The 25,055-nt window shown below is 35.4% G+C and carries 21 protein-coding genes; 10 read left to right on the top strand and 11 right to left on the bottom strand.

Translation table 11 applies throughout. The features are described 5' to 3' along the window. Positions 1–48 precede the first annotated feature (48 nt). The gene (locus OQK60_RS10760; RefSeq protein WP_297686903.1) at positions 49–960 is read left to right on the top strand and encodes an RluA family pseudouridine synthase; all 912 of its coding nucleotides are present in this window, start codon (positions 49–51) and stop codon (positions 958–960) included. A gap of 622 nt (positions 961–1,582) precedes the next feature. Here OQK60_RS10760 and OQK60_RS10755 read toward each other — a convergent pair. The 4 genes from OQK60_RS10755 to hisF all read right to left on the bottom strand — a co-directional run bounded on the left by OQK60_RS10755 (position 1,583) and on the right by hisF (position 4,513). After that, positions 1,583–1,822: a hypothetical protein gene (locus tag OQK60_RS10755; protein ID WP_297686901.1), complete on the bottom strand. Its 240-nt coding sequence runs from the start codon at positions 1,820–1,822 to the stop codon at positions 1,583–1,585. A 186-nt stretch (positions 1,823–2,008) separates the two neighbouring features. Beyond that, positions 2,009–3,082 (bottom strand): 23S rRNA (adenine(2503)-C(2))-methyltransferase RlmN, encoded by a 1,074-nt coding sequence (gene rlmN / locus OQK60_RS10750; protein WP_297686899.1) that lies wholly within the window; start codon positions 3,080–3,082, stop codon positions 2,009–2,011. Beyond that, positions 3,079–3,624, bottom strand: coding sequence for a purine-nucleoside phosphorylase (locus OQK60_RS10745; RefSeq protein ID WP_297686897.1), 546 nt, complete (start codon positions 3,622–3,624; stop codon positions 3,079–3,081). The genes rlmN and OQK60_RS10745 overlap by 4 nt, the downstream gene beginning before the upstream one ends. A gap of 130 nt (positions 3,625–3,754) precedes the next feature. Then, positions 3,755–4,513 (bottom strand): imidazole glycerol phosphate synthase subunit HisF, encoded by a 759-nt coding sequence (gene hisF, locus OQK60_RS10740; RefSeq protein ID WP_297686895.1) that lies wholly within the window; start codon positions 4,511–4,513, stop codon positions 3,755–3,757. Positions 4,514–4,937: 424 nt separating this feature from the next. On the opposite strand from hisF, the gene rsmA reads away from it, so the two are divergent. From rsmA to fliI, 4 genes are all read left to right on the top strand, one after another. Next, complete coding sequence (gene rsmA / locus OQK60_RS10735) at positions 4,938–5,708, top strand: 16S rRNA (adenine(1518)-N(6)/adenine(1519)-N(6))-dimethyltransferase RsmA (RefSeq protein ID WP_297686893.1); 771 nt, start codon at positions 4,938–4,940, stop codon at positions 5,706–5,708. 20 nt (positions 5,709–5,728) lie between these two features. Beyond that, positions 5,729–7,675 carry a ribonuclease J gene (locus tag OQK60_RS10730; RefSeq protein ID WP_297686891.1) on the top strand — a complete coding sequence of 649 codons (1,947 nt, stop codon included), beginning with the start codon at positions 5,729–5,731 and terminating at the stop codon, positions 7,673–7,675. Positions 7,676–7,793: 118 nt separating this feature from the next. Beyond that, entirely contained in the window at positions 7,794–8,378 is a 585-nt protein-coding gene (gene folE, locus OQK60_RS10725; RefSeq protein ID WP_297686889.1) for a GTP cyclohydrolase I FolE, read from the top strand. Between the two features lie 6 nt (positions 8,379–8,384). Continuing rightward, entirely contained in the window at positions 8,385–9,695 is a 1,311-nt protein-coding gene (fliI, locus tag OQK60_RS10720; protein WP_297686887.1) for a flagellar protein export ATPase FliI, read from the top strand. Here fliI and OQK60_RS10715 read toward each other — a convergent pair. The 6 genes from OQK60_RS10715 to OQK60_RS10690 form a co-directional block, all read right to left on the bottom strand. Further along, complete coding sequence (locus OQK60_RS10715) at positions 9,679–11,796, bottom strand: WD40 repeat domain-containing protein (protein WP_297686884.1); 2,118 nt, start codon at positions 11,794–11,796, stop codon at positions 9,679–9,681. The two genes, fliI and OQK60_RS10715, sit on opposite strands and share 17 nt — an antisense overlap. A 91-nt stretch (positions 11,797–11,887) precedes the next feature. Further along, on the bottom strand, positions 11,888–12,862 hold the full coding sequence (locus tag OQK60_RS10710; protein WP_297686882.1) for an MBL fold metallo-hydrolase: 975 nt from the start codon (positions 12,860–12,862) through the stop codon (positions 11,888–11,890). A gap of 96 nt (positions 12,863–12,958) precedes the next feature. Then, positions 12,959–14,461, bottom strand: coding sequence for an FAD/NAD(P)-binding oxidoreductase (locus OQK60_RS10705; RefSeq protein ID WP_297686880.1), 1,503 nt, complete (start codon positions 14,459–14,461; stop codon positions 12,959–12,961). 146 nt (positions 14,462–14,607) lie between these two features. Further along, the gene (recJ, locus tag OQK60_RS10700; RefSeq protein ID WP_297686878.1) at positions 14,608–16,221 is read right to left on the bottom strand and encodes a single-stranded-DNA-specific exonuclease RecJ; all 1,614 of its coding nucleotides are present in this window, start codon (positions 16,219–16,221) and stop codon (positions 14,608–14,610) included. Next, positions 16,211–17,830, bottom strand: coding sequence for a CTP synthase (locus OQK60_RS10695; RefSeq protein WP_297686876.1), 1,620 nt, complete (start codon positions 17,828–17,830; stop codon positions 16,211–16,213). Before OQK60_RS10695 ends, recJ begins: the two co-directional genes overlap by 11 nt. A 103-nt stretch (positions 17,831–17,933) precedes the next feature. Then, on the bottom strand, positions 17,934–18,995 hold the full coding sequence (locus OQK60_RS10690; RefSeq protein WP_297686875.1) for a GGDEF domain-containing protein: 1,062 nt from the start codon (positions 18,993–18,995) through the stop codon (positions 17,934–17,936). Between the two features lie 155 nt (positions 18,996–19,150). Here OQK60_RS10690 and OQK60_RS10685 point away from each other — a divergent pair, with 155 nt between their 5' ends. From OQK60_RS10685 to OQK60_RS10665, 5 genes are all read left to right on the top strand, one after another. Further along, positions 19,151–20,767: a cation:proton antiporter gene (locus tag OQK60_RS10685; protein ID WP_297686873.1), complete on the top strand. Its 1,617-nt coding sequence runs from the start codon at positions 19,151–19,153 to the stop codon at positions 20,765–20,767. 1 nt (position 20,768) lies between these two features. After that, positions 20,769–21,599 carry an HAD-IIB family hydrolase gene (locus OQK60_RS10680; protein WP_297686871.1) on the top strand — a complete coding sequence of 277 codons (831 nt, stop codon included), beginning with the start codon at positions 20,769–20,771 and terminating at the stop codon, positions 21,597–21,599. Then, positions 21,589–22,857, top strand: coding sequence for a sugar MFS transporter (locus tag OQK60_RS10675; RefSeq protein WP_297686869.1), 1,269 nt, complete (start codon positions 21,589–21,591; stop codon positions 22,855–22,857). The genes OQK60_RS10680 and OQK60_RS10675 overlap by 11 nt, the downstream gene beginning before the upstream one ends. Continuing rightward, complete coding sequence (locus tag OQK60_RS10670) at positions 22,824–23,717, top strand: D-hexose-6-phosphate mutarotase (RefSeq protein ID WP_297686867.1); 894 nt, start codon at positions 22,824–22,826, stop codon at positions 23,715–23,717. Before OQK60_RS10675 ends, OQK60_RS10670 begins: the two co-directional genes overlap by 34 nt. Before the next feature lie 82 nt (positions 23,718–23,799). After that, positions 23,800–24,051 carry an iron oxidase oxidoreductase gene (locus tag OQK60_RS10665; protein WP_297686865.1) on the top strand — a complete coding sequence of 84 codons (252 nt, stop codon included), beginning with the start codon at positions 23,800–23,802 and terminating at the stop codon, positions 24,049–24,051. A 6-nt stretch (positions 24,052–24,057) separates the two neighbouring features. Here OQK60_RS10665 and OQK60_RS10660 read toward each other — a convergent pair whose 3' ends face one another. Beyond that, complete coding sequence (locus tag OQK60_RS10660; protein WP_297686863.1) at positions 24,058–25,032, bottom strand: lytic murein transglycosylase; 975 nt, start codon at positions 25,030–25,032, stop codon at positions 24,058–24,060. Positions 25,033–25,055: the final 23 nt, after the last annotated feature.

The following is a 25,055-nucleotide window of genomic DNA, read 5'->3' as shown; positions in this document are numbered from 1 at the left end:
GTTTATTCTACTAAACTTATAGTAAGAGAATGATTAAAAGGGATTGATTTGCCATTTGTAATTAAGAAGATGTATGTTGAAAAAAAGCAGAGAGCTTTCCTTTTTTTTATAAAAGAGTTGAACTATACACAAAAAGAAGCTCAGCGTTTTATAGCCAGAGGTCGCTTGCTTATAAATGGCGAAGTTATGGATAAGTCTTCGCAGAAGATTCAAGGAGAAATTGAGTATATATATTTTGAGCCAATCACTAGAGGATTGAATGTGCATGTAGAATACGATCAGTTTGTAGTATTTGATAAACCAAGCGGAGTGTTAATCCATCCGCAAAATAAAAACACACCCTACTCTTTAATAGATGAATTGAAATATCAGTATGGTAGAGATGCCAATATAGCTCATAGAATAGATCAAGAGACAAGCGGCTTAGTGTTGTGCTCTAAAAACAAAAACAGTGAAAGAGATATCAAGATGATGTTTGAACACAGAGATATGAAAAAGAAGTATCTTGCTATGGTTCACGGTGAATTAAAAGATGATATATCTATAGAGGCTCCGCTTCTCAGAAAAGAAGATGAGAGTGCAATTGTTAGAATGGTAGTAAAAGTACATGTAGATGGTAAAAGCTCCAAAACTGATATAAAGCCTTTAAAGTATTTTGCAGATAAAGATATTACATTGGTAGAGTGTTCGCCACTTACCGGAAGACAACATCAAATAAGAGTACATTTGTTTCATGTGAAACATCCAATAGTCGGAGATCCAATTTATGGACAAAGTGAAAAAGACATAGTCAGGTTTTTAGATAAAGAGTTAAGCATAGAAGATCGTATTAATCTTAGCGGTGCTTCAAGATTACTTTTGCATGCAAATGAATTGGAGTTTGATCTTTACAACGAAAAGTTTCATATTAAAAGTGATGTAGATTTTGAAAAAATATGTTTTGAGAGTATGAGTATCTAAATGACATGTTACTTTATCGAATTATAATAAAAAAGTTTGCTTAATGTAATTAGAACGATATTTCAAATGAAATATCTATCTTGTTTATTTGAACTGTAGTGAGAACATTTGTTTCACATGAAACATTGTTATTACTAATCAATTTAGTGAATATTTACAACTATATATAAAATATTTATTTTAATTATTAGTTACTTCGCTAGATGTTTTCATGTATAAATATATGAGGTGTGAATAACTTATTGTATTATATAGAGACAAAGTATATATAATTATAACTACAAATAACTAAATCCCTATAAGCCCCTAATTATAGGCATTTAAGCTATCTCAAAGTATATTGATTTCAGGATAATTTTATATAAATTTGTTCTTAAATAATAAGAAAATTTGAAAATTTGTACATGACAGCAACTCACAGTATTCACACCTTAGAACAATGTGTGAATACTGCACACTTTGAATAAATATATTAATTATTTTAATGCTAAAATTATATTTAAGTTTATTGTAGAAGATGACGAAGATTATTTTCTTATAAGAAAAGTAGGGTATTATTACACTTATAAACGACCTCCCTGGTGTGTTGGTCGTTTTACTTATTTGTGAACTAAATCACTTATTAAACCGCGTTATATCTCTTGATGATTTTTTTAACACGATTTTTTAAATTACGAAGAGCTTCTACGCTTGTTTCACCATCAGCAGTTAGGTTCTCAAATCCATCATCAAACTGTGCTTTTGCAATCCAACCAATTTTTTTATGATATTTAATCCCTACAAAACGAATATCACCAAAATGTTCTTCACACAAATCATATATTCTTTTAATTCTATCAGTGTTTGTTTTCTTTACAGCCATAGTTATATCCTTTAAATTAAATCGCTTTCAATATAATATCATTTTTTTAATTTCAAAATGATTACAGATTGTACTACTGTTTCTTGTCATCACCTGTATCATCATTTGTAGCAGCTTTTATAAAACCAATCAAGCCAACTGCAAATACAACTATTAAAAAAACTATTTGAAATATCTCTATATAGCTCATTTTATTTCACCTTGTTCTGTTTGTTCTTTTAATTGACCGCATGCTGCACTGATATCTATGCCTTTAGAGTCTCTTATAGTACATAATAAGCCATGATTGACTAAATACTCTTGGAAAGCTACCATATCAGCTCTTGTAGGTCTATCGTAAGTCGTACCAGGATAAGGATTGAAGTATATGAGGTTAACCTTCGCCTTGATATCTGTTAGTAGCTTTACGAGCTTCTTAGCAGAGGCTATATCATCATTTTTATCTTTAATGACTAAGTATTCAAACATAACTCTTTTTCTGGTATCAATTGGAAAGCGTTTAACCGCTTCTATAATAGAAGAAATATTGTGGGCTTTATTCATAGGTATAAGCTCAGTGCGTAGCTCATCATCAACAGCATGTAGCGATATAGCGATATGAACACCTAAGTCCATCTTGCCTAATTGGTCTATTTTATTGCTCAAACCACTTGTAGAGACTGTTTGTCGTTTACCGGATATACATAAGCCCTCTTCTTCTTTATATATCTCTATAGCTTTTGCAAGATTATCTAGGTTGTCTAGCGGTTCGCCCATGCCCATATAGACAATGTTGATTTTTCTATTGTGTTTATGGTCGTTATCTCGTTTTAGTGCAACAACTTGAGCTACTATCTCTCCGGCAGTCAAGTCTCTTGTAAAGCCACCTTTTGCAGTTAAACAGAATGTACACCCTACTTTACATCCTACTTGAGTAGAAACACAGATAGTGTATTTTGCTTCTTGAATCACTTCGCCCTTATCATCTAACTGCGTTTCTTTCATTTTAAGCCATACAGCTTCCATTGTTTTGCCATCTTGAAGCTCAAATAGGTACTTTATGGTCCCATCACTTGATTCTTCTTTATTTACTATTTTTAGAGGGTCTACTATATATTTTTGAGAAAGTTCTTCTTTGAGAGCTTTGGGAATATTTTTCATATCATCAAAGTCAGATGCATAGTTATGATAAAGCCAGCCAAATATCTGTTTTACTCTAAAAGCAGGTTTTATTTGAGACAAAAGTTCTTTCTGCGTAAAGTCTAGAAGTGATGGCTTCATTTTGCTGTCAATTCCTTGATTCTTTTTTTAACATGTAGAGTTAAAAGTTCTTTTGCCTTTTCATGATTTTTCATAAAATCATCATGAGCATCTTTGTTAGTATAGTTAGTTATACAAAATACACCCCCAGCAGGAATATCAAACTCTTGCGCTATTTTCAAAACCGCGAAAAATTCCATGTTTTCTATGCCTACACCAAGTTTTAAAAACTTTTTTGTTAGCTCCTCATTTGTGGAAACATAGTTCGAAGAATTGACTATAACATCTTTTTTTTGGCTATCTATGTTAGTGGAAATTACATTATCCAAAGGAGTGTAAGCGTCATTATTTAAAAATCCAAGTTCAATATTTGAAGCTGTTTTTGACTCAACAATGTCAAATATTTGTGAACTGCCATAACTACCTGCAGAACCGACAAACAGTAAAAACTCAGGTTTGTCAAAGAGACAAAGTCTTGTAAGGTTCATTGCTGTTTCGATTAAGCCAACCCCTGTTGGTTGTGCAAAATCAAAAGTTTCATTATTTCCGGCGCAAATAATCATATTTCTCCTTTAATTTATTTTATAAATTTAAGGGAACCATTTATCCCTTTTCTAACGATAAAGGAAGTAATTCCTTTATCTACGCTAACGCTTGGTTCTCTTCGGCAGAGAGCCCTCGCATCTTGATGCTCTAAAGTCTTACAGGTATGTTGTTGTCATGAAGATAATGTTTTAAATCCATAATATCTATCTCTTTATAGTGAAAAATACTCGCGGCAAGTGCAGCATCGGCACCGTGTTCAAAGGCTTCTTTAATATGTTGCATTGTCCCTGCTCCGCCACTTGCGATAACGGGAACATTTACAGCTCTACTTATCTGCTGAGTAATATTTAGCTCAAACCCTGCTTTTGTACCATCTGCATCCATTGAAGTCAGAAGTATTTCACCGCTTCCTCTTTCTACGACTTCTTTAGCCCATTCTACGGCATCTATACCGGTGTCAACTCGTCCGCCATTTAAGTAAACATTGTATCTGTCACCGGTTTTTTTAACATCAATCGCAGTGACAATACACTGTGAACCAAAGCGTTTTGCACCCTCGTCTATTAGCTCGGGTCTTTTTATCGCTGCAGAGTTAACGCTTACTTTGTCACAGCCTACATTTAAGAGTTTATATATGTCATCAAGCTTTCTAATGCCGCCACCGACTGTAAGAGGTATAAAAACTTCTTTCGCCACTTGAGCTACGATATCTACAATTGTATCACGGTTATCGCTTGAAGCTGTAATATCCAAAAAAGTAAGTTCATCCGCACCCTCTTGGTTGTATCTCTTTGCAACTTCAACAGGATCACCGGCATCTCTAAGCCCGACAAAGTTTACCCCTTTTACAACACGACCATCTTTAACATCTAGACAAGGGATAATTCTTTTAGCAAAATAGTTCATGGTAGTTGAGAGCCTCTTATAATTTAGTGCAATTATACACTTTGCGGCTTATATTTAGGTTATTGTTTTTATTGTGCCTATTTACATGTAAGTTTATTTAATGCAGCTAAAACGGAATAATAATGAAAACACTTGTTTCATAAGTATTTTCATATTAGTTGCTATAAAAGAAATTAAATGTTTCATGTGAAACAAATATTTTCATTTTAGTTTTTGCAAACAAGATAGATATTTCAAATGAAATATCATTTTAGCTACATTAAAAAAAGTAATGTGATATTTATTGTAGTATCAATAATTATTATTATCTATTGTTATAATCATAGATATTTTGAAATAATAAAGCTCAAGATGTGATATAAATATTAATATTTCTTATTGATATTAACTAATTATAAGCAAAATTATAATACACTGTCCGCTAATGGATAAAATTGTAGCAAAAAAGAAGTTTGGACAAAATTTCTTAAAAGATGAGACTGTTTTACAAAAAATCGTCGAAGCGATGCCCAATAATGATAATAAAATCGTTGAAATTGGGCCTGGCTTAGGTGATTTAACTAAATATTTAGTAGATGTCAAAAGTGTAGAAGCTTTTGAGGTCGATACCGATTTGTGTAAACTGTTACAAAAAAAATTTGATAAAGAGATCGCAACCAAGCAGCTGCATATAAATTGCGGCGATGTTCTTGAAACTTGGCAGAGTAGTTTAGTAGATGAAGATTACGATTTAGTGGCAAACTTGCCTTACTACATCGCAACAAATATAATCTTAAAAGCACTCGCAGATCCAAAATGTAAAAATATACTTGTAATGGTACAGCTTGAAGTGGCAGAGAAATTTTGTGCAACAGAGGGTGAAAAGGTATTTGGGTCTTTGGGTGTAATAACTCAAAGTGTAGGAGAGGCGCATATTGTTGTGCAGGTTCCACCAACCGCTTTTGAACCACCGCCAAAAATAGACTCAGCTGTATTCTTGATTGAAAAAAGAACTGATAGAAGTGATGAGAATTTTGAGGGCATGCTTAGAGTTGCATTTAAGCAGCCTCGCAAAACTCTTATGAAAAATCTATCGGTGATTTATGATAAAGAGATACTTCAAGAAGTTTTTAATGAACTAGAATTTACACAGACAATTCGTCCTCATCAACTCTCAACTAGTGACTATCACCAACTCTATAAAAAAATAATATAAAAGATAAACAAGGAGTTTGGATGCAAGACAATAAAGGTAACACTCAAGAAGGTGTTAAACCAGCAGTAAACGGTAATAAAAAAGAAGAAACAAGACCTAATCAAAATCGTAGACCAAATAATAATCAGAATCGTAACAACAACAGTGGCAAGCCTCAGGGCGGCAATAACCCTAACAAAAATAAAGGTGGAGGAAGAGGGCGTCGTCGTCAAAGTACACCGGTAGATGAAAATCTTAAAAAATTTGTTGGTATCAACCAAGAAGCACAGAAACAAAGACTAAATCCTCACTATAAATTAGATTTAAACTCAAAAGCAAAAATCCGTATCACACCGCTTGGCGGGCTTGGTGAAATCGGTGGAAACATTACAGTATTTGAAACAGAAAATGAAGCAATTTTAGTTGATGTCGGTATGAGTTTTCCAGATGAAGATATGCACGGTGTTGATATACTGGTACCTGATTTTACTTATATCAGAGAGATTAAAGATAAGATTAAAGCGGTAGTAATTACTCACTCACATGAAGATCATATCGGTGCAATGCCATATCTTTATAAAGAGATGCAATTTCCTATATATGCTTCACCTCTGCCGCTTGCAATGATTGGTAACAAGTTTGACGAGCATCATATCAAAGAGGCTAGAAAGCATTTTAATCCAATTGTAAAAAGAAAGATTTATGAGATAGGAAATGACTTTAAAATTGAGTGGATGCATATGACTCACTCTATTTTAGATAGTTCTTCTTTAGCAATTACTACTGATGCCGGTACAATTATCCACACGGGTGACTTTAAGATTGACCATTCTCCGGTAGATGGCTATACGGCAGACTTACATAGACTCGCTTACTATGGTGACAAAGGTGTTCTCGCTCTTTTAAGTGACTCTACTAACTCTTACAATCCACAACCTACTCCATCTGAGTTAAGTGTTGCACCGGCACTTGACAGAGTATTTGCAAAAGCTGAAGGTAGAGTAATCTTATCTACTTTCTCGTCTAACATACATCGTGTTTTTCAAGCTATTCAGTATGGTGTAAAATATAATCGTAAAGTTTGTGTAATTGGTCGTTCGATGGAAAGAAACATTGAAATCGCTATGCAGTATGACTATATAAAGCTGCCAAAAACTATTTTTGTCGAACCGGATCAGATCTCTGGTATGAACGATAAAGATGTTCTTATAGTTACTACAGGTTCACAAGGTGAGCCTAGTTCAGCACTATTTAGAATGTCAATCGGTGAACACAGGCATGTAAAGATTAAGCCAACAGATTTAATTGTTCTTTCATCTCGTGCTATTCCAGGAAATGAGGGTTCAATCTCAGGAATGTTAAACCACTTACAGCGTGCCGGTGCTAGTATTTCTAGAGAAAAAGATATACATGTATCAGGTCACGCTTCTATAGAAGAGCAAAAGCTTATGCTTCGCCTTGTTAATCCTAAATTCTTTTTACCTATCCACGGTGAGTATAATCATGTAATGAGACATAAAGAGACGGGTATGATTTGTGGTGTTCCTGAGCGTAATATTTATATTATGAATGATGGCGATACTGTAGAAGTGGCTCCAAAATATATGAGAAAAGTTAAGTCGGTAAGAACCGGTAAGACATATATTGATAATCAAAACAATCATAAAATAGATGATGATATCGTTATAGATAGACAGAAACTGGCTACTGACGGTATTGTTATGATTGTTGCCCAAGTTGATGGACAACACTCTAAAATGTTATCTAAGCCGCTAGTTACTACATTTGGTTTGGTGGCCGATAAGCAAGATAAATTCTTTGCAAAAGAGATTGAAGATGTTATAGAACACTTTTTATTACATATAAAAGACGGGCTAATAGAAAACCCAAGAGCTTTAGAGAATGATCTTCGCCAAGTTGTAAGAAAACATATCTATAGAAAAATGAAAAAATATCCACTTATTGTTCCACATGTATTTGTACAGTAGGTAAAATGTCAAAATGCATTAACATGTAGAATTTTCTACATGTTAATTTCTTCCATATATAAACCTCTCAGCTATTTATTGATACTCTATCACTATAAAAACTCTAAAAGGCAAAAAATTGTCACAAAATAAAGATTTAGAATTTGAAAATGCTGTAAAAAACATGATGCTTCATGTCGGGGAAGACCCAAGCAGAGAAGGACTTTTAAAAACTCCACAAAGAGTTAGAAAAGCTCATGAATTTATTTTTGGCGGATACAAAGAAGACCCAAGAGAGATTCTTAAATCTGCACTATTTACTAGCTCAAATGATGAGATGGTGCTTTTAAAAGACATAGAATTCTACTCTACATGTGAACATCATCTTTTACCCATTATCGGAAGAGTACATGTAGCTTATATTCCGGATGGGAAAGTTGTAGGTCTTTCTAAAATTCCTCGTGTTGTAAATGTTTTTGCGCGCCGTATGCAGATTCAAGAACAGTTAACCGAACAGATAGCTGATGCCATCATGGATACTATCGAACCAAAGGGTGTAGCAGTTGTAATTCAGGCTCGCCACATGTGCATGGAGATGAGAGGTGTAGAGAAGATAAACTCTACTACAACATCATCAGCTCTTCGTGGTCTGTTTAAAAAAGATGAGAAAACAAGAAGTGAGTTTTTCTCTCTTATCAACTCCCCTACCGGCACACGCTACTAAACCATCATGCCTTTTGCATCATTAAAAGAAAGAATCTCAGCTAAAAACCACTCACTGGCATTTGGTGAAGTTGTTAAGATAAATGCTACGGTCATCACTGCAAATGGTTTAAAAGTCAGTATAAGCGATATGGTGAAAATTGTTTCAAATGCAACTAACCAAGAGACAATGGGGATGGTTACAGAGATAGACGGACCTACATTTTTTATAACCCCTTTTAGTTTTGTTGAGGGTTTTTGTTCTGGCGATAAAGTTTTTTTGGATCAGACGGGTCTAAACATACCAGTAGGCGAATCGCTGCTCGGACGGGTTGTTGACCCATTTATGAGACCTATAGATGGCAAAGGCAACATAAACAACACAACAATTTTACCAATCATAAAAGCTCCTATTGCCGCAATGAAGCGCGGAATGATAGATGAAGTCTTTAGCGTGGGCGTTAAAAGTATTGATGGACTTTTGACATGTGGAAAAGGTCAAAAGTTAGGCATTTTCGCAGGAAGCGGAGTAGGGAAGTCTACTCTTATGGGCATGATTGTAAGAGGCTCTGATGCACCCATTAAAGTTGTAGCACTTATTGGTGAGCGTGGTCGCGAGGTTCCGGAATTCATAGAGAAAAATCTTGGAGGAGATTTGACTAATACTGTAATAATCGTAGCGACTTCGGATGATTCTCCTTTGATGAGAAAGTATGGCGCATTCGCGGCCATGAGTGTTGCTGAGTTTTTTAAAGACCAAGGCTTAGATGTGCTTTTTATCATGGACTCGGTTACAAGGTTTGCTATGGCTCAAAGAGAGATAGGTCTGGCTCTTGGTGAGCCGCCGACTTCAAAAGGTTATCCGCCATCATCTCTGACACTTCTGCCGCAACTTATGGAGCGTGCCGGAAAAGAAAAAGGCAAAGGTTCTATTACAGCCTTTTTTACGGTTCTTATCGAGGGTGACGACATGAGTGACCCTATCGCTGATCAATCCCGTTCCATTTTAGATGGGCATATTGTACTTTCACGCGAGCTGACTGACTTTGGCATATATCCTCCCGTTCACATATTAAATTCTGCCTCTAGGGTTATGAACGATATAATCTCAATCGATCAGTTTAAAGCTGTAATGAAATTTAGAAGGCTCTATACACTTCTAAAAGAGAATGAAGTTCTTATACGCATCGGTGCTTACTCAAAAGGCAGTGATTCTCAGTTGGACGAAGCTATGGATAAAAAAGAAAAGATGGAGAGGTTTTTGATTCAAGGCTCTACATTTATAAGCCCATTTGAAGAGACTTCAGAGACTCTTATAAGTCTTATGAGTGACTCTTAATAATATCAGAATCAATCCAGCTGTCTCTTGGAGGTCTATCTTGCTGAGTTTGTGTTATTGCAAGCTTGCGAGTTGAACTTTTTTCAAACTTCTTCATAGATTTTACCACCTCGCTGTCAAGACCAAAAACATCAATATAAGAGTATATGATCGCTTCAGCACCGGTAAAGTTCTTCTTTTTTAGTAGTTGCTTTATTCTGACATGGAAGCTTGTTCTGATTAGATTGCCGGTTCTGTTATATCTTGTAGGCAGGTCAATAAGCTCACCAAGGGTTTTTTTAATATTTTTTATATTGCCGTTTAACGCGTATTCTTCACATTTTAACATCAGTTTTGTCCAGTGTTTTTCTAAAAGAATTCCTAGTTCACTGAGCTTTAGTGAGTTGTGTAAATCCAAAAGTGTGTAGCAGGATTTGAAATCATCTTTGTTATAAGCATTGCGAAGCTCTTGCATAAGCCTATATTGGCCATATAGATACTCAATTTTGTCTTTTATATGTGGAACTCCCCTAAATGTTGCTAGCTCTTCTCTTGTAGTTGTTGTGTGAGACATATTTATCTCTTGTTCTATATCTTTTAGTTTAGTATCTATCTCATTCATTAGTGAAGTATAATTTGGCAATTGTGCAAAAAGTTCATTAGTATCTATGAGTTCATATATTTTTTTAAAGTCTTTACTCTGTATTGCTTTTAAAAAATCAATAAACTCTCTATTTTGCGTTAGAACAAGCTTTATGATTGGTTTTTTGGAGATAACTGTCATATATTCATGTAGAAACTCTTTAGCTTTGTCCATATCACCTTTTAAAATTGCTTTTTGTGCATTTGTAAAAGCAGTTTTGAAAAGAGATTCTATTTTTTCATACTCTTTTGTCTGCTTTAGAGCTGGAAATTTTGATGCCATGGCATATGCAAGAGCATACTTTTTGTCAAAAATTATTTCTTGAAATCTAGGGTAGCTTTTAAATGCATCAAATAAATCTTTTATTTGTGATTTTTTAGAGTTTATATTTTTATAGATTTCCAAAACAAGGCTTGCCTGCGCTTCATTATTATTTATTAGTGCCTTTGTAGCTCTCAAATAATCATTTTCAAACCTCTCTTCAAGCATAATATAAGCACTTGAACCGTTTAGCATAGGCTCTTGAGCAACAAGCTGATATGCTTCTTCAATAGAGTTGCTGATAATGAGTGATTTTAGTTTTGCATTGTTGGGAAGTTCTATATTTATAATTTCATTGTTTTGCAAGGCAATTATCAAGTAAAAGTCGTCTATGAGAGCTACTTTGCTTATCTTCGTTTTAAGTTCAATGTACTTGCTATGTACAATTTTATATTTTTTTATATCTACTATAGAGATAATATTGCTATCTCCTACAAGCATTACATAGTCTGGATTTTGCATAATAATAATCTGTTTTATTGATGAAAGAGGAGTGCTTACTCTTTTGTGATTTTTCACATCATGCAAAGGTGTTATGTAAACTTCTCCAGCTTTATTGGCGCTCACTATAGTGTTTTCATCTAAAAAACACAAAGCACATATAGAGCTTTTGCTATGCTCAATGCTACATATGTTTGTTTGCAAGTGCAGGTCTATTATGCAAATGTTCCCATTATTATCGCCACACGCAGCATAGTGAGCATAAAAGGCAAAGGAATTTACTTGATTCTCATGAGACTCTGTATACGAAAATGAGCACAGTCTCGCTAAGAGAGTTGAAGAATCATATCTGTATTGAAGCACTCTTGCATCTTTGGTTCCTGCAATAATATACTTTGACGATGCGTCAAAACCAATAATGCTTATCTCTTCATTATCTGTCTCTGTCATCTGAATAGTATTTCTGGTTTGTATATCCAATACATAAATAGTTTGATTATTTACAAATGCAAACATCTTGCCATCTGGACTAAATGCCGATACTTTTGCATCTATGTTTAAATATTTATGGGTAATATTGCTTATAAGTCTGTTGTTGTCACAATTAAATATCTCAATCCCATGTTCTTTTGTGCTATATGCAACAAGAGAGCTATCAATAACCTTTAACTGCTCAATATCGGATTTTGCTGTAAGATGTTTTTGTATATAAGACATGGGATATTATAGATAATAAATCTAGTATTTTGGCTGAAATTGTAGTGTTGAAAATAGAGGGTTGAGCCACGAATCGTGACTCAAAATGGTGTTACATATCTCTGGCTTCAACTTCAGAGTAAGCTTTCATCAGGTGTTTACCCATCTGACCTTCGATATCATCCCAGCTGTGAAAATCTTTTAAATTCTCCATAACTTCGGGTTTAATCTCATAACTCTCCATCCCTTCTTCATAAGCTTTTTCAGCTCCTTGTACAACTATCTTCATGTACTTTAAGAATGGGTCTAGAGTTTCATGTAGAGCACCTGAAGGACCATGACCAGGAACATATAGTTTATAATCACCGTAACCGTCTTTTTTATTTATAACATTTTCAAGTATCTCTATGTTGGCGTAAATGCTTGACGATTCATCAAAAGCACCAAAGCGACCTTTCATGAGGTTATCACCTAAGAAAAGTGTTTTAGAGTTAACATGCTCTATTAAAAGGTCCGTATCTGTATGACCGCGTGCCGGATGACGCATAATAAAAGTTTGACCGTCAACTACAACAGTCTCTTTATGGTCAACACCGGTATTTGGAAAAGCAAAAGGATTGTTCGTTCCAGCTAAGTTACCTGTCAGTCTGTCAAGGATTCCGTACCATAGGTCTGCTGAGCTTTCTTTAACTTTTTCTATCATATATGCTAATGCATAAATCTTAACATCAGGATATTTTTCTTGAAAGTTTTTGTTTGCAAACCAGTGGTCGCCGTGCTTGTGTGTATTAAATATAGCAATAACCGGTTTTTTACTTACTTTTTCTACTTCTTTAAGTATTTCCTTGCCTACATTATAGTTACCGCCCGGATCTACTATTATAAGGCCGTTTTCGCTTTCAATAAGTGCAGGATTATTCATAAATCCACCATTTTCTTTATTGGGCATCATTACAGGACCGTGCATTACCCAAACATTAGCATTTACTTTTTCAAATTTAAAATCTCCAAGTTTGCCTAAAGTCCATGCGTTTAGCGATAAAGAAAATAGCATTGCCATTGTGATTAAAAGAGTGATTTTTTTCATTTTGTTTCCTATTTGTAGTTTATAAAGGGGAATGTAAATTTAGTCAAAAAGCGTGACTAAGTAGAATCTAAATAAATTCAGATTCTACGAGATATATTATGCTTTACCTGAAAGCATACCGTGGATTGTCATTGGTTTAAGAGCGTAAACTTTTAATAACCACCAAATCCATCTCTCTTGAGTCGGGTCAAGTGGGAATGACGCAGCATTTTCACCAGAACCTGGCTCTTTAGAAGCCCAGTTAAACTCAGCTAGCATAACAGTACCGATACTTGTAATAAGTGGACAAACTGTATATCCATCATATTTAGCAGTAGGCTCTTTACCGCTCATTACTGAAATCATGTTATCAACAACAACTTTGTATTGTTTACGAGCAGAACCACCGGTTTTACCCATTGGAACACCGGCAACATCACCTAGAGACCATACATTAGGGAAGAAAGATGATTGTAGAGTCTCTTTGTTAACTGTTACCCAGCCTGGACCTTGAGAACCGATTTCTGATTTACCGACAACATCCGGAGCTTTCATTGGAGGTGTTACATGCATGAAATCATACTTAACTTCTACAGGCTCAGAAACCTCCACTTTTTTCATATAAGGCTCATCCATCTCATCTAAGAACTCTTTTTCTACCATTTTCCATTTGTCGAAAGTAGCAGTTTTAGTAGCTGTATCTACTGCAACCAGATTATGTTGATAGTTCCATTTGAAATCTCTTGCTTCAAACTGTTTAAGAATTGCCGTGTGGTAATCTTTGATACCAAACATACCGCCGCCATTTGGATAGAAAGTCAGTTCAACTTTGTCACGAACACCGGCTTCTTCTAAACGAGCATGAGTTAAATACATGATTTTCTTAGGAGCACCACCACATTTTAATGGTCCTCTTGGGTGAGTAAATATTGCTTGAAGTTTTCCCGGACCTTTATGAGATTTTGCTTTTTCAATTAACTCTTGGATACCTTTCCATGTTGCAACAGCACCATCTTGGAAGTAAATTGAGTGAAGACCATCTTGAGTGATAGTTTTCTTAGTAGCTGCATTGTCTGTACCAGCTGAAGTGATTTCACCCTCAAGACCTTTGATAGCTCCGTAGTTAAGGTTGATACCAGTTGCAACAACTAGTTGGTCATAAGAAACTTCTTGACTTCCATCAACAGTAACCTTGTTGTTTTTAGCATCAATATTAGTAACTGTACCTTTGATTAGTTTAACACCTTTTGGTACGAACTCATCTCTTTTGTATATAATATCTGACAGTTCCCAAACACCGGCACCGATTAAAGTTTGACCAGGCTGGTAAGAAACAGATATTGGATCCGGCTCAATTACAGTAATGTCAGCATTGCTGATAGAGTTGTTAAGACGAGCTGCTGTACTCATACCAGCTAAACCACCACCTACAATAACAATTTTACCGCTAACATCTGCAGATGCTGCACTTGCAGAAGATGCGCCTACCGTAGCACTTGCTAAAACAGATGCTGCTAATGGAGATATTGTTAAATACTTTAAAGCGTCACGACGAGACATAATCTCCGGATGCTTATCAACTTCATTTAAAATCTCTTCTAAAATCTCATTTTTTTTCATGATTTCCCTTTTTTTGTGATAAAGTTATCAATTTTACATCTTTGTGGCTTAAGAAAGTTTTAAACATTACTGTTTTTGGGTGTTATATGCTATTTTATCTATATTGTTGGTTAGTTGAAGCTTGATTTTAGTAGAAAAGTCTTTATTTAATAATTGTATATTTTATTTATAATAAGTTGAGCTGATACTCTATTGTTGAATTCATTTTTAGTGACCCTATAACTACATGTTAGTTTTTTGTTTTTAGGCATTTGTAGAACTTTTTTAAACAAAATCAATTCTATAGTTTTTCTTTCGTGAGTAAATTGTCTAACAATAATTTTGGTATGAGATTTATCTTTTCCAAATAGTTTTATTTCAATTATATTAGCATCTTGTATTAAAAAAAGAGGTCGAGAGTTTGCTTCACCGTAAGGCTCAAAGCTATCCAGTATATTTAAAAGTTCCAAATCTATTTCATCACTTGGCATTACGCCGATTATTTCTTCTGATGGCATAAAATCATCCGGATGCAGTGCAGATGCAGATTTGTTTATAGCGGCTCTAAAAGCATCAATATCTTCTTCTAAGAGACCAAGTCCGGCTGCCATTTTATGACCGCCAAATTTTGTCAGATATTTTTCATTTTCTTTTATAAGTTTATAAATACTTACATTTCCAATACTTCTAGCACTGCCTTTGGCTACACCGTTTTCACAGCTAAGTACAATTGCCGGTTTACAAAAATGATCTACCAATCTTGCCGCTACAATACCGACTACACCTTCATGCCAATCTTCATTAGCTACAACAATTACGGTGTCATTTTCATTTCCACAAGAGAGCGCTTGTGCAGTTGTATCAGCTTCGGTTTCACGTCTAAGCTCATTAAGAGAGTTTAGTTTTTCAAACTGTTTATATGCTTGGTGCATATCTGCAGCTGTAAAAAACTCTAAAGCGATGCCGGCATCTTCAAGTCTTCCTGCTGCATTTATGCGAGGTGCAATCTGAAAACCTATATCTTCTGAGGTGATAATAGATTTATTTAAAAAGTCTCTTATGACTACACAAGCAGGTCTGCTTGAACTCATCAAAACTTTCAAACCTTCTATTACAAGAGTTCTGTTAATATCTATGAGAGGCATAATATCTGCAATTATAGCTATAGCCAGTATGTCTAAAAACTGTTTCATATCAATAGAGAGTTTCAGTTCTTTTTTTACAAGTCCCAGAAGCAACCAAGCGACCTGCGCCCCACAAATCTCTTTAAAAGGATAACTACATGTAGAAAGCTTTGGATCAACTATCGCATAAGCTTCAGGCAAAACTTCTGATGGAGTATGATGGTCTGTTATGATTAACTCTATCCCTTTTTGCTTGCATATCTCAGCAGCCTCAACAGCAGATATGCCATTGTCAACAGTAATGACTAAATCAGCATCAACTCTTTGTAAAACTGTAGGGCTTACACCGTAGCCGTCATTGAAACGATTTGGGATGATAGCTTCAAGCGGATAGGGAATTTGTCTAAAAAAATCAACCATTATTGCAGTTGAACTAACGCCATCTACATCATAATCACCGACAAGGGTTATCTTTTTGTTTTGTTTTATAGCATCGGCTATTTTTTTGGCAGCTTTGTCAGCATCTTGAAGCAGGGCAGGGTTAGGGATCTGAGAGAGCTTTTTGTACCCAAAGGGCACACCGTTTTCGCCGTCAAATCTAAGAGAGAGCAGCTCAAAGAGAGCTGCCTTGTTTAAAATGTTTATATTATTCAGCACACAATGATGCTTTTACGAAAGCTAGTATAGATGGGTTTGGAGTTTGAAGTCTTGATGTAAACTCAGGGTGAAACTGAACACCTAAAAACCAAGGATGATCTTTTATCTCAACAGTTTCTATAAGTCCATTAGATTCGCCTGTTACTATCATTCCAGCTTTTTCTAACTGTTCACGGTAAGCAGGGTTGGCTTCATAGCGGTGGCGGTGTCTCTCATATATAGTTTTCTCGCCGTTGTATGCTTTTCTGATTATTGAACCCTCTTTTGTATCACACGGATATTCTCCAAGTCTTAAAGTTCCACCCATAGGAGAAGTATGAGTTCTTAATTGCACCCCTCCGCTTTGGTCAAGGAAGTTGTCGATTAGATAGACCATTGGATGAGGAGTATTTTCGTCAAACTCAATAGAGTTAGCACCCTCTAAGCCAAGTACATTTCTTGCATATTCAACAAGCGTAAGCTGCATACCAAGGCAGATACCTAGATATGGAACTTTATTTACACGGGCATACTCAATAGCTTGTATTTTTCCCTCAACACCGCGAGAACCAAAACCTCCGGCAACTAAAACAGAATCACAGTCACCAAGAAGCGCCTCGGCACCTCTTTCTTCTATCTCTTCAGAGTCTACCCAATTGATTTCAACCCGAGTATCCAAGTGAGCACCACAATGAATAAGTGATTCAGTTAAAGATTTGTAAGCCTCTTTAAGTTCAAGATATTTTCCAACAAAGCCGACAACTATCTTGTTCTTGGGTTGAACAATTTTTTTAACCAGAGAATCCCACTCTTCCATATCTGGATTAAGTTCACCAAGCTCTAGGGCTTTTGATATAGGAGTTAAAATGTTTTGTCTTAAAAATGTAACAGGGATATCATAAATAGTCGCTGCATCAAGTGCTTCTATTACCGAGTCTTGTGAAACATCACAGCTCATCGCAAGTTTCTTTTTGAATGTTTTTGGAAGTGCATTCTCGCTTCTTGCAATTATCATCTGAGGAGTGATACCGATACGGCGAAGTTCTTGGACAGAGTGCTGAGTCGGCTTAGATTTAAGCTCACCTGCGGCTTTTATGAACGGGATAAGAGTTACATGTATAAAAAATGTTCCGGCAACTTCTTCATCATGTTTCATTTGACGAATTGCTTCCATGAAAGGAAGACCTTCTATGTCTCCGACAGTTCCGCCAAGCTCAACAACAAGTATCTCATGACCTTTACCCGCGAGTTTTATGCGGTTTACAATCTCGCCAACGATATGTGGAACAACCTGAATAGTCTGTCCAAGATAGCCGCCGCTTCGTTCACGCTCGATAACGCTTGAGTAAACCTGGCCGGTAGTAAAGTTACTTGACTTTAAGTAAGAAGAGTCTAAAAATCTCTCATAGTTTCCGATGTCAAGGTCAGTCTCTGCGCCATCTTTTGTAACAAAGACTTCACCATGTTCCAGTGGACTCATAGTTCCTGGGTCGACATTGATATATGGATCTATTTTCAGCATGCCCACTTTTTTACCAGAGTGCTTAAGAAGAGTACCAACACTAGCAGCTGTAATCCCTTTTCCAAGAGAACTTAAAACCCCACCGGTAACAAAAATGTATTTGGTCATTTTGACTCCATATATAAATAATGACGCGATTATAATATAGAATCTCTTAAAATCTGTATAGCCCTGTAAGTTACAAAGAGCTATCTTTTATTATTGTCAAAAACTATTTGGCAACAACTTTGTTTCGTCCACTCTCTTTGGCCTCGTAAAGTGCGTCATCAGCCCGTTTTATGGTGCGTTTAATAGAGTCATCTTGAGTAGAATACTGTGAAACACCGAAGCTGCATGTCTTATGACCAACAGGTTTTATAGCATGTGACTCTACGGTTTTTCGTAATTTTTCTGATAAGATTTTTGCTGATTGCAAGTCTGTCTCAGGACATAGTATGATGAACTCTTCTCCTCCCCATCTAGCCATAATATCTGTACTTCTAATGTTTGATTTGATAATATTGGCAACTTCAACTAGAACAATATCGCCCACATCATGGCCAAAATCGTCGTTAACCAGTTTGAAGTGATCAATATCCATGAATATTATTGAAAAAGTTTGTTGGTATCTTTTTGCTCTTTGTAATTCAGCCTCAAAAATATTTTCCATGTATAAACGATTGTAAAGCTTTGTTAATGGGTCAGTTACAGACATCTCTTGAAGTCTTTTTTCATAACGGGTCAACAGTAATGAGATTATAAATAGAAAAACAAGAAGAGCAAGCAGAGTGAGAAAGTATGTTATTTTATATGCTTTGAGCTCGGAAAGTATAGTTTTTTGCAGTTCATTTTCTATAGTGTATACTTCTGCGATAAGCTCTTTAAACACAGTATCATACTCTTTGAGTATTTCACTGTCGGCATGAAAATCGTTAAGGTTTTCATATCTTAGCTTCGTGAATTTTTGAAATTTTTTAAGTTTATCTAAAATAGATTTTGGTTTTATTTCCAGTACTTTATTGTCTATGGCTAAAAATGTTCTCTCATGATTGTCTCCACCATGGATAATGGCATTTGTGTACCAGATTGCATTATCGATATTTTTTATGACCTTGTCGATGTCTTTTTGCTTCTCTGCGTTTAATATCTCCTCAAGCCGAAGATGAGCTGTTGTAGTTTCTAGTTTGATTTCTGCGGCTGCTTCAATGAGCGGAGTATACTTTGATGTCATGTCGTAGCCAATGTGAAAGTTGTGGGTAATCATTAAAGCAACAACCAAAGTAATAGTTGACATAAGTAGCATTAATTTCAATGTAAATGATTTTGTGCAATTAACAAGAAAATTTATCATACACTTATTGTACATCAATATAATAAATATAACTTGACTTTTTGATAAGCTTAATAGTATATAATACTTTAATTAAATTGTTTACGGAAAGTATATTAATGGATTCTGCACTTCTTTATATAGTTATGGCACTAGGTGTCTCGACAGTATTAAACCTTTTTTTAAAGCGTCTTGGTGTTTCGCAGATCATAGGCTATATCTTGACTGGTACCATCATAGTCTATGCATTTGATTTAAGAGATATGACTGATTCATCAATGCTTGAGCATATTGGCGAGTTTGGTATAGTCTTTTTAATGTTTACTATTGGACTTGAGATATCTCTGGCAAAAATGAACAGCATGAAAACGGAGATATTTTTTAACGGCTTTATGCAGGTTGGTTTTACAGCTTTGGTTGTTTATGCTATTAGTCATTATATTTTTGACCTTGAGTCTATCTCGGCTCTTATACTCTCTTTGGCTTTTGCCCTCTCTTCCACGGCAGTTGTGCTAAGTTATCTCAAAAGTTCAAAAGAGATATACAACCCTTACGGTCAGCGTGCGACAGGAATACTCATATTTCAGGATATTGCGGTTATCCCGATTTTAATTCTTTTGGGGTTTTTAACCAGCAATGGCGATAGCTCAGTTGGAATGATTTTAAGAGACACTTTTGTAAGTGCTGTCATAATTATTTTACTGATGTTTGTCGTTGGTAAAAGAGTTATGACTTGGTTATTGCACTTCTCAGCTTCAAGTGAAGTCGATGAACTTTTTATGGCCTCCGTTTTGTTTATCGTTATTAGTGCTTCACTATTGGCTTCGGTAATGGGCTTTACATATTCGCTCGGTGCTTTTGTAGCTGGTATGATTATAGCCGAGACAAAGTACCATCATAAGGTGGAATCGGATATTGCACCATTTAAAGACATACTTCTAGGTACATTTTTTATTGTTGTGGGAATGAAAGTAGATATTCTTTTTCTTGTAAACAACATTGGAGCAATAGTAGGGATATTTGTACTTGTTTTAATACTCAAAACCATAATCATATATCTTTTACTCAGAATTACATCTTCGCATATGCTATCACTTAAAACAGCTCTGGCACTTTCTCAGGTAGGAGAGTTCTCTTTTGTTATATTTGCAGTTGCAAGCATGGGAGGATTGCTTGATAAAGAGCTAGAGTCTCTGTTTGTTCTTATAGTTATTTTATCTATGGTCGTTACACCATTTTTTATCTCTAAGATAAACAAGTTTGTCAGCCGTATAACACATCATGAATATCTGGGCTTAGACACTTCGGATTTTATTTCAAGAAAGAATCATGTGATTGTGTGCGGGTATAGTATTATAGGTAAGTTTGTAGCAAAAAACTTAGATACGATAAATGCTCCATATGTGATAATCGATAATTCACCAAAACATGTTCAAGAAGCTTTGCATGAGGGTAAAGAGGCATATCTGGGAGATATGTCCAAGCTCTCTCTTTTAGAAGCCATTCATGCAAGTGCCTCAGCTGCCGTAATAGTGACTTTGGACAATATTGATAAAAAAAGAGCAGTTTGTGAAGCGGTACTTAAACATACTAAAAATGTTAACCTTATTGTAAAAGTAGCGACTTTAGAAGATAAAAAGAATTTAGAAGATTTAAATATTACATCTGTAGTTGATACTAAGGTCGAAATTGGGCGAATTTTGGTCGAGAAAATGATGACATGTAAGTTGAAATAAAATGAAAAAAGTATATATAACAGATCTTGACCACACATTTCTGCGAACAGATTTATCGGTAAGCTCCTTTACTAGAGAAGTTTGGAACAGTGTCGGAATTGATTCTATTGTAAGTGTTGCAACGGCAAGAACATACAAAAAAACAGCACAATTTTTAAAAGATATTCATATCAATGCACCGATGATACTTCTTGACGGTGCCCTGATAGCAACTATGGATAAGAAGATAATTGACACAAAGTTTATAAACAAAGAACTAGGCGATGCTATCATAGATGAAGGTGCAAAATTTGGCATATACCCTTTTGTACTCTCTTTGGCTGATAAGGACTTAAGTGAGTCTTTTTTATACTCTACTACTTTAAATTCATATCAAAAAGAGATTATTAAAAATTATAAAAATGACAATCACCACCATCAACATAAAAATCTTCGTACAATGGATGAAAACTTTAAAATTGTGTATTTTGCAGAGCAAAAACAATTAAGCGAAATTGCTGAGCATTTCAAAAAGACTTTTGGAGATATATTGAAGTATATTTTAGCACCGGAAGTTTACGCAGGCTGCTACTTTTTAACTGTCTTACATAAAGATGCAGATAAATCTCACGGGATTAAAAGCATAAGTGAATATGCCGATTTTGACCTCTCAAACCTTAGTGTGTTTGGTGATAATTTTAACGATTTAGGAATGTTTGAACTTGCAGGCAACGCTATTGCAGTTGCAAATGCTCAAGAGAGCGTAAAAAAAGCTGCGGATATAATACTGCCACATACTAACGATGAAGATGCAGTTGCGAAATATTTAAAGGGCATAAGTAATGGACACTAAGACAACGATGTTACCTATGGTAATTATAGGAATCTTGTTCTTTATATTTGGATTTGTAACATGGTTAAATGGATCACTTATACCTTTTTTGAAAGTTATATGTGATCTTAACGACTTTCAAGCTCTTTTTGTAACTTTCGTTTTTTATATAGCATATACCGTTATGGCGCTGCCAATGTCTTATGTGCTGGAGAAAACAGGCTACAAAGATGGCATGGCTCTTGGTTTGGCTGTTATGGTTGTTGGTAGTCTTCTTTTTATACCGGCTGCAATAAGCGCAAGCTTCATGCTGTTTTTACTTGCACTTTTTACACTTGGAACAGGACTAACCATACTTCAAACCGCATCAAATCCTTATGTGGTTTGTATAGGACCCATAGAGAGCGCTGCCATGAGAATAAGTATAATGGGACTTATAAATAAAGGTGCAGGAGTAATCGTGCCTCTTCTTTTTACAGCTCTTATCCTTTCAGATATTGGTTCTTTAGAAAATCTATCGGCGTTTGAAAAAGAGGCTCTCTCATCTAGACTCATAACTCCTTATATTATTATGGCTATTGTTTTAGCGGGACTTGTAGCTCTTGTTAAGTTTTCATCGCTCCCTGAACTAGAATTTGAAAAAGAAGTTCTTTTGGATAAAAATAGTATTTTCCAGTTTCCTCGCGTTGTTTTAGGTGCTGTCGCACTTTTCTTTTATGTTGGTATTGAAGTTATAGCCGGAGATACCATAGGGCTTTATGGACAGTATCTTGGTGTGGGTAACTCCACTGCACTTACCTCTTACACTATGGTATTTATGGTTGCGGGCTACTTGGTCGGTGTAGCTTTTATACCTAAGTATCTTTCACAAGAAAAAGCACTTATAGGCTCTGCTCTTTTTGGGATTTTGTTTTTGATTGGTGTTGTATCTTCATCGGCAGACAGCTTCTTTATCTCAGAAATATTATGGGGATGGATGGGCATACCGACACTTCCAAATACCGTAACCTTTGTTGCGCTTTTAGGCTTTGCAAATGCTCTTGTGTGGCCTACCATCTGGCCGCTTGCATTGGAAGGTCTTGGAAAGTATACAGCACAAGGGAGCGCTCTGCTTATTATGGGTATTGCAGGTGGAGCGATAATGCCTCTTATTTTTGGTAAGATCTCATCTGTAAGCGGCGATATGCAATCAACATACTTACTAGGTATAATCTCTTATGTCTTTATACTCTTTTATGCTTTTAAATGGCACAAAATTACAGTTTGGCAAAAGTGGTGATAGAGCACAAAAAGCTCATTAACGGTTTTGAGTACATAGAAATAAAAAACACTTCAGCGACAGCCAAGATAGCACTTCAAGGCGCACATATTTTTGAGTATAAAAGACATTACGGCAACCCTGTTTTGTGGCTTAGCGAGAGTAGCGACTTTGAGCATATGAAGTCTATTCGCGGTGGTATTCCGGTTTGTTGGCCATGGTTTGGTACCCCAAGGGCACTTCCTTCAGGGCGTATGCCTAAAGATGAAAGCCTGCCTCAGCATGGTTTTGCAAGAACTGCTATGTGGAAGCTAAAAAATACCAATGAGACAGATGCCAACTCAACAGAAGTTACTTTTTCACTTTCTCACACACCTGAGAGTTTAAAACTGTGGCCGCATAGATTTGAGCTGGAGTTACATGTAATAGTTTCAGATACTCTTACTGTGGAGTTAAAAACTACAAATCTTGATGATAAAGCATTTCTTATTACGCAGGCTCTGCACACCTATTTTGATATTTCGCATATTTCACATGTCAGAGTAAAAGGTCTTGATAAAAAGCCGTATTTTGATGCTTTGAGTATGAAAGAAAAAATACAAGACGGAGATATAATTTTTAATAGAGAGATTGATAGAGTTTATCAAGATGTCTATGGAAAAATATTGCTAATAGACAAAAATAGAACAATCAAGATACAAAATGAAGGTTCATCTTCTGTAGTTGTTTGGAATCCATGGGTAGACAAATGCAAGAGAATGAGCGCTATGAAACCTAGTTCTTATGAAGGTATGGTCTGCATAGAATCTGCAAATGCTTTTGATGATGCCAGAATAATTAAACCAAATGAATCACACACTTTAAAAGCCATGATTAACTAAGACTAATTATAATAATTTATTATATGCTTAAGTAAAATCCACTAGAGTATAGTAATACGAATTATTTTAAAAAGGAGTTGTGATGAGAATTTCTACAAGAAGAGCGTTTTTTAAATATATGGCTTTACTCGGTTTAGTTACTTGGGGTACTACTCCACTACTGGCTAAAATTGCTCAAAATAAGATAGCTTATCAAGATACACCAAAAGATTCGCAAAAGTGCATTGATTGTATACATTTTCTCCCAGAAACCAATGAATGTAAATTAGTGGAAGGCTCTATCGATCCTAATGGCTGGTGTTTATTGTATTATAAGTATGTAGCAAAAAAATAAACTTATTTACTTATTGAGACTTTTATGTGCATCGTATGCCAGACGCATTACGCCCACAGCATAGTTAGATGAGTTGTTATAACGCATAAGTTTTTTGCTATATTCCCTAAGGTATGTTAATTCCGGTTTTTCACATGTAAAACAATCATAGACTTTGTTTGATTTTTTACTTTGGGCATAAACGAATGAAGCGTCGTCATTTTCGAACTCATAATCATACCACTCAGATTCTATGCTTGGAATATCAGGCATAATACTCCAATCAATCAACACTGAGAAATTTGCTTTTTTATGTAAGAATTTGCTTGCTGACACAATGGCATCTTCCATCTTTGTTAGATCTGCCACTTCTGTTTTATAGCCCTCCGCATAAACAAAACTGTTTGGCATAAACTGCGGTATCCCTACAGCTCCTGCATAAGAGCTTGGCAGATTACATTGCTCAGGAGTTACCCCCTTTTTATAACAGTGGACGATGATAGAGGTCATATTTGTCTTACCCATATTTAGCAGCCACTTTTCACGGCTAGAATTTGGTTTGGTTCGTACGACTAAAGTGTTAAATACTATAAAGGCATCATGAGTAGGTTTTATCTTGCCGAGTCTGGTCTCTTTTATTAAGATAGCAGCTATTATCTCGCGGTTTACACCGTATTTTTTCTCCGCATAATCATACACCTCTTTATATTTTTTTAGATGAGTTACCATATCGGGTATATATTTGACAAGTACATTGTTGGCTTTTTTCTCATTTTTTTTATGAGCTTTGATAAATCTCGGTTGAAGATATTTATAACTTACCTCATCAAATTTTTTCGTCTTAAAATATGAGAGTAAAAATTCATTGGCATATTTATATGAGACACCGTTTTTTACCGCTTTTTGGCATATTTCTGTATAGTTTTCATTTTTAAATTCGCAGTTTGTGTATTTTGCAAAAAGCAGAGTGCTTAGAGATATTAGTAAGATTGACTTTAACACTTCATTTCCTTGATAGTATATAA

Source organism: Sulfurimonas sp., assembly GCF_026196735.1.
Classification (GTDB): domain Bacteria; phylum Campylobacterota; class Campylobacteria; order Campylobacterales; family Sulfurimonadaceae; genus Sulfurimonas.
The sequence above is the reverse complement of the archived record's forward strand: the minus strand, read 5'-3'. Positions and strand labels throughout refer to the sequence as shown.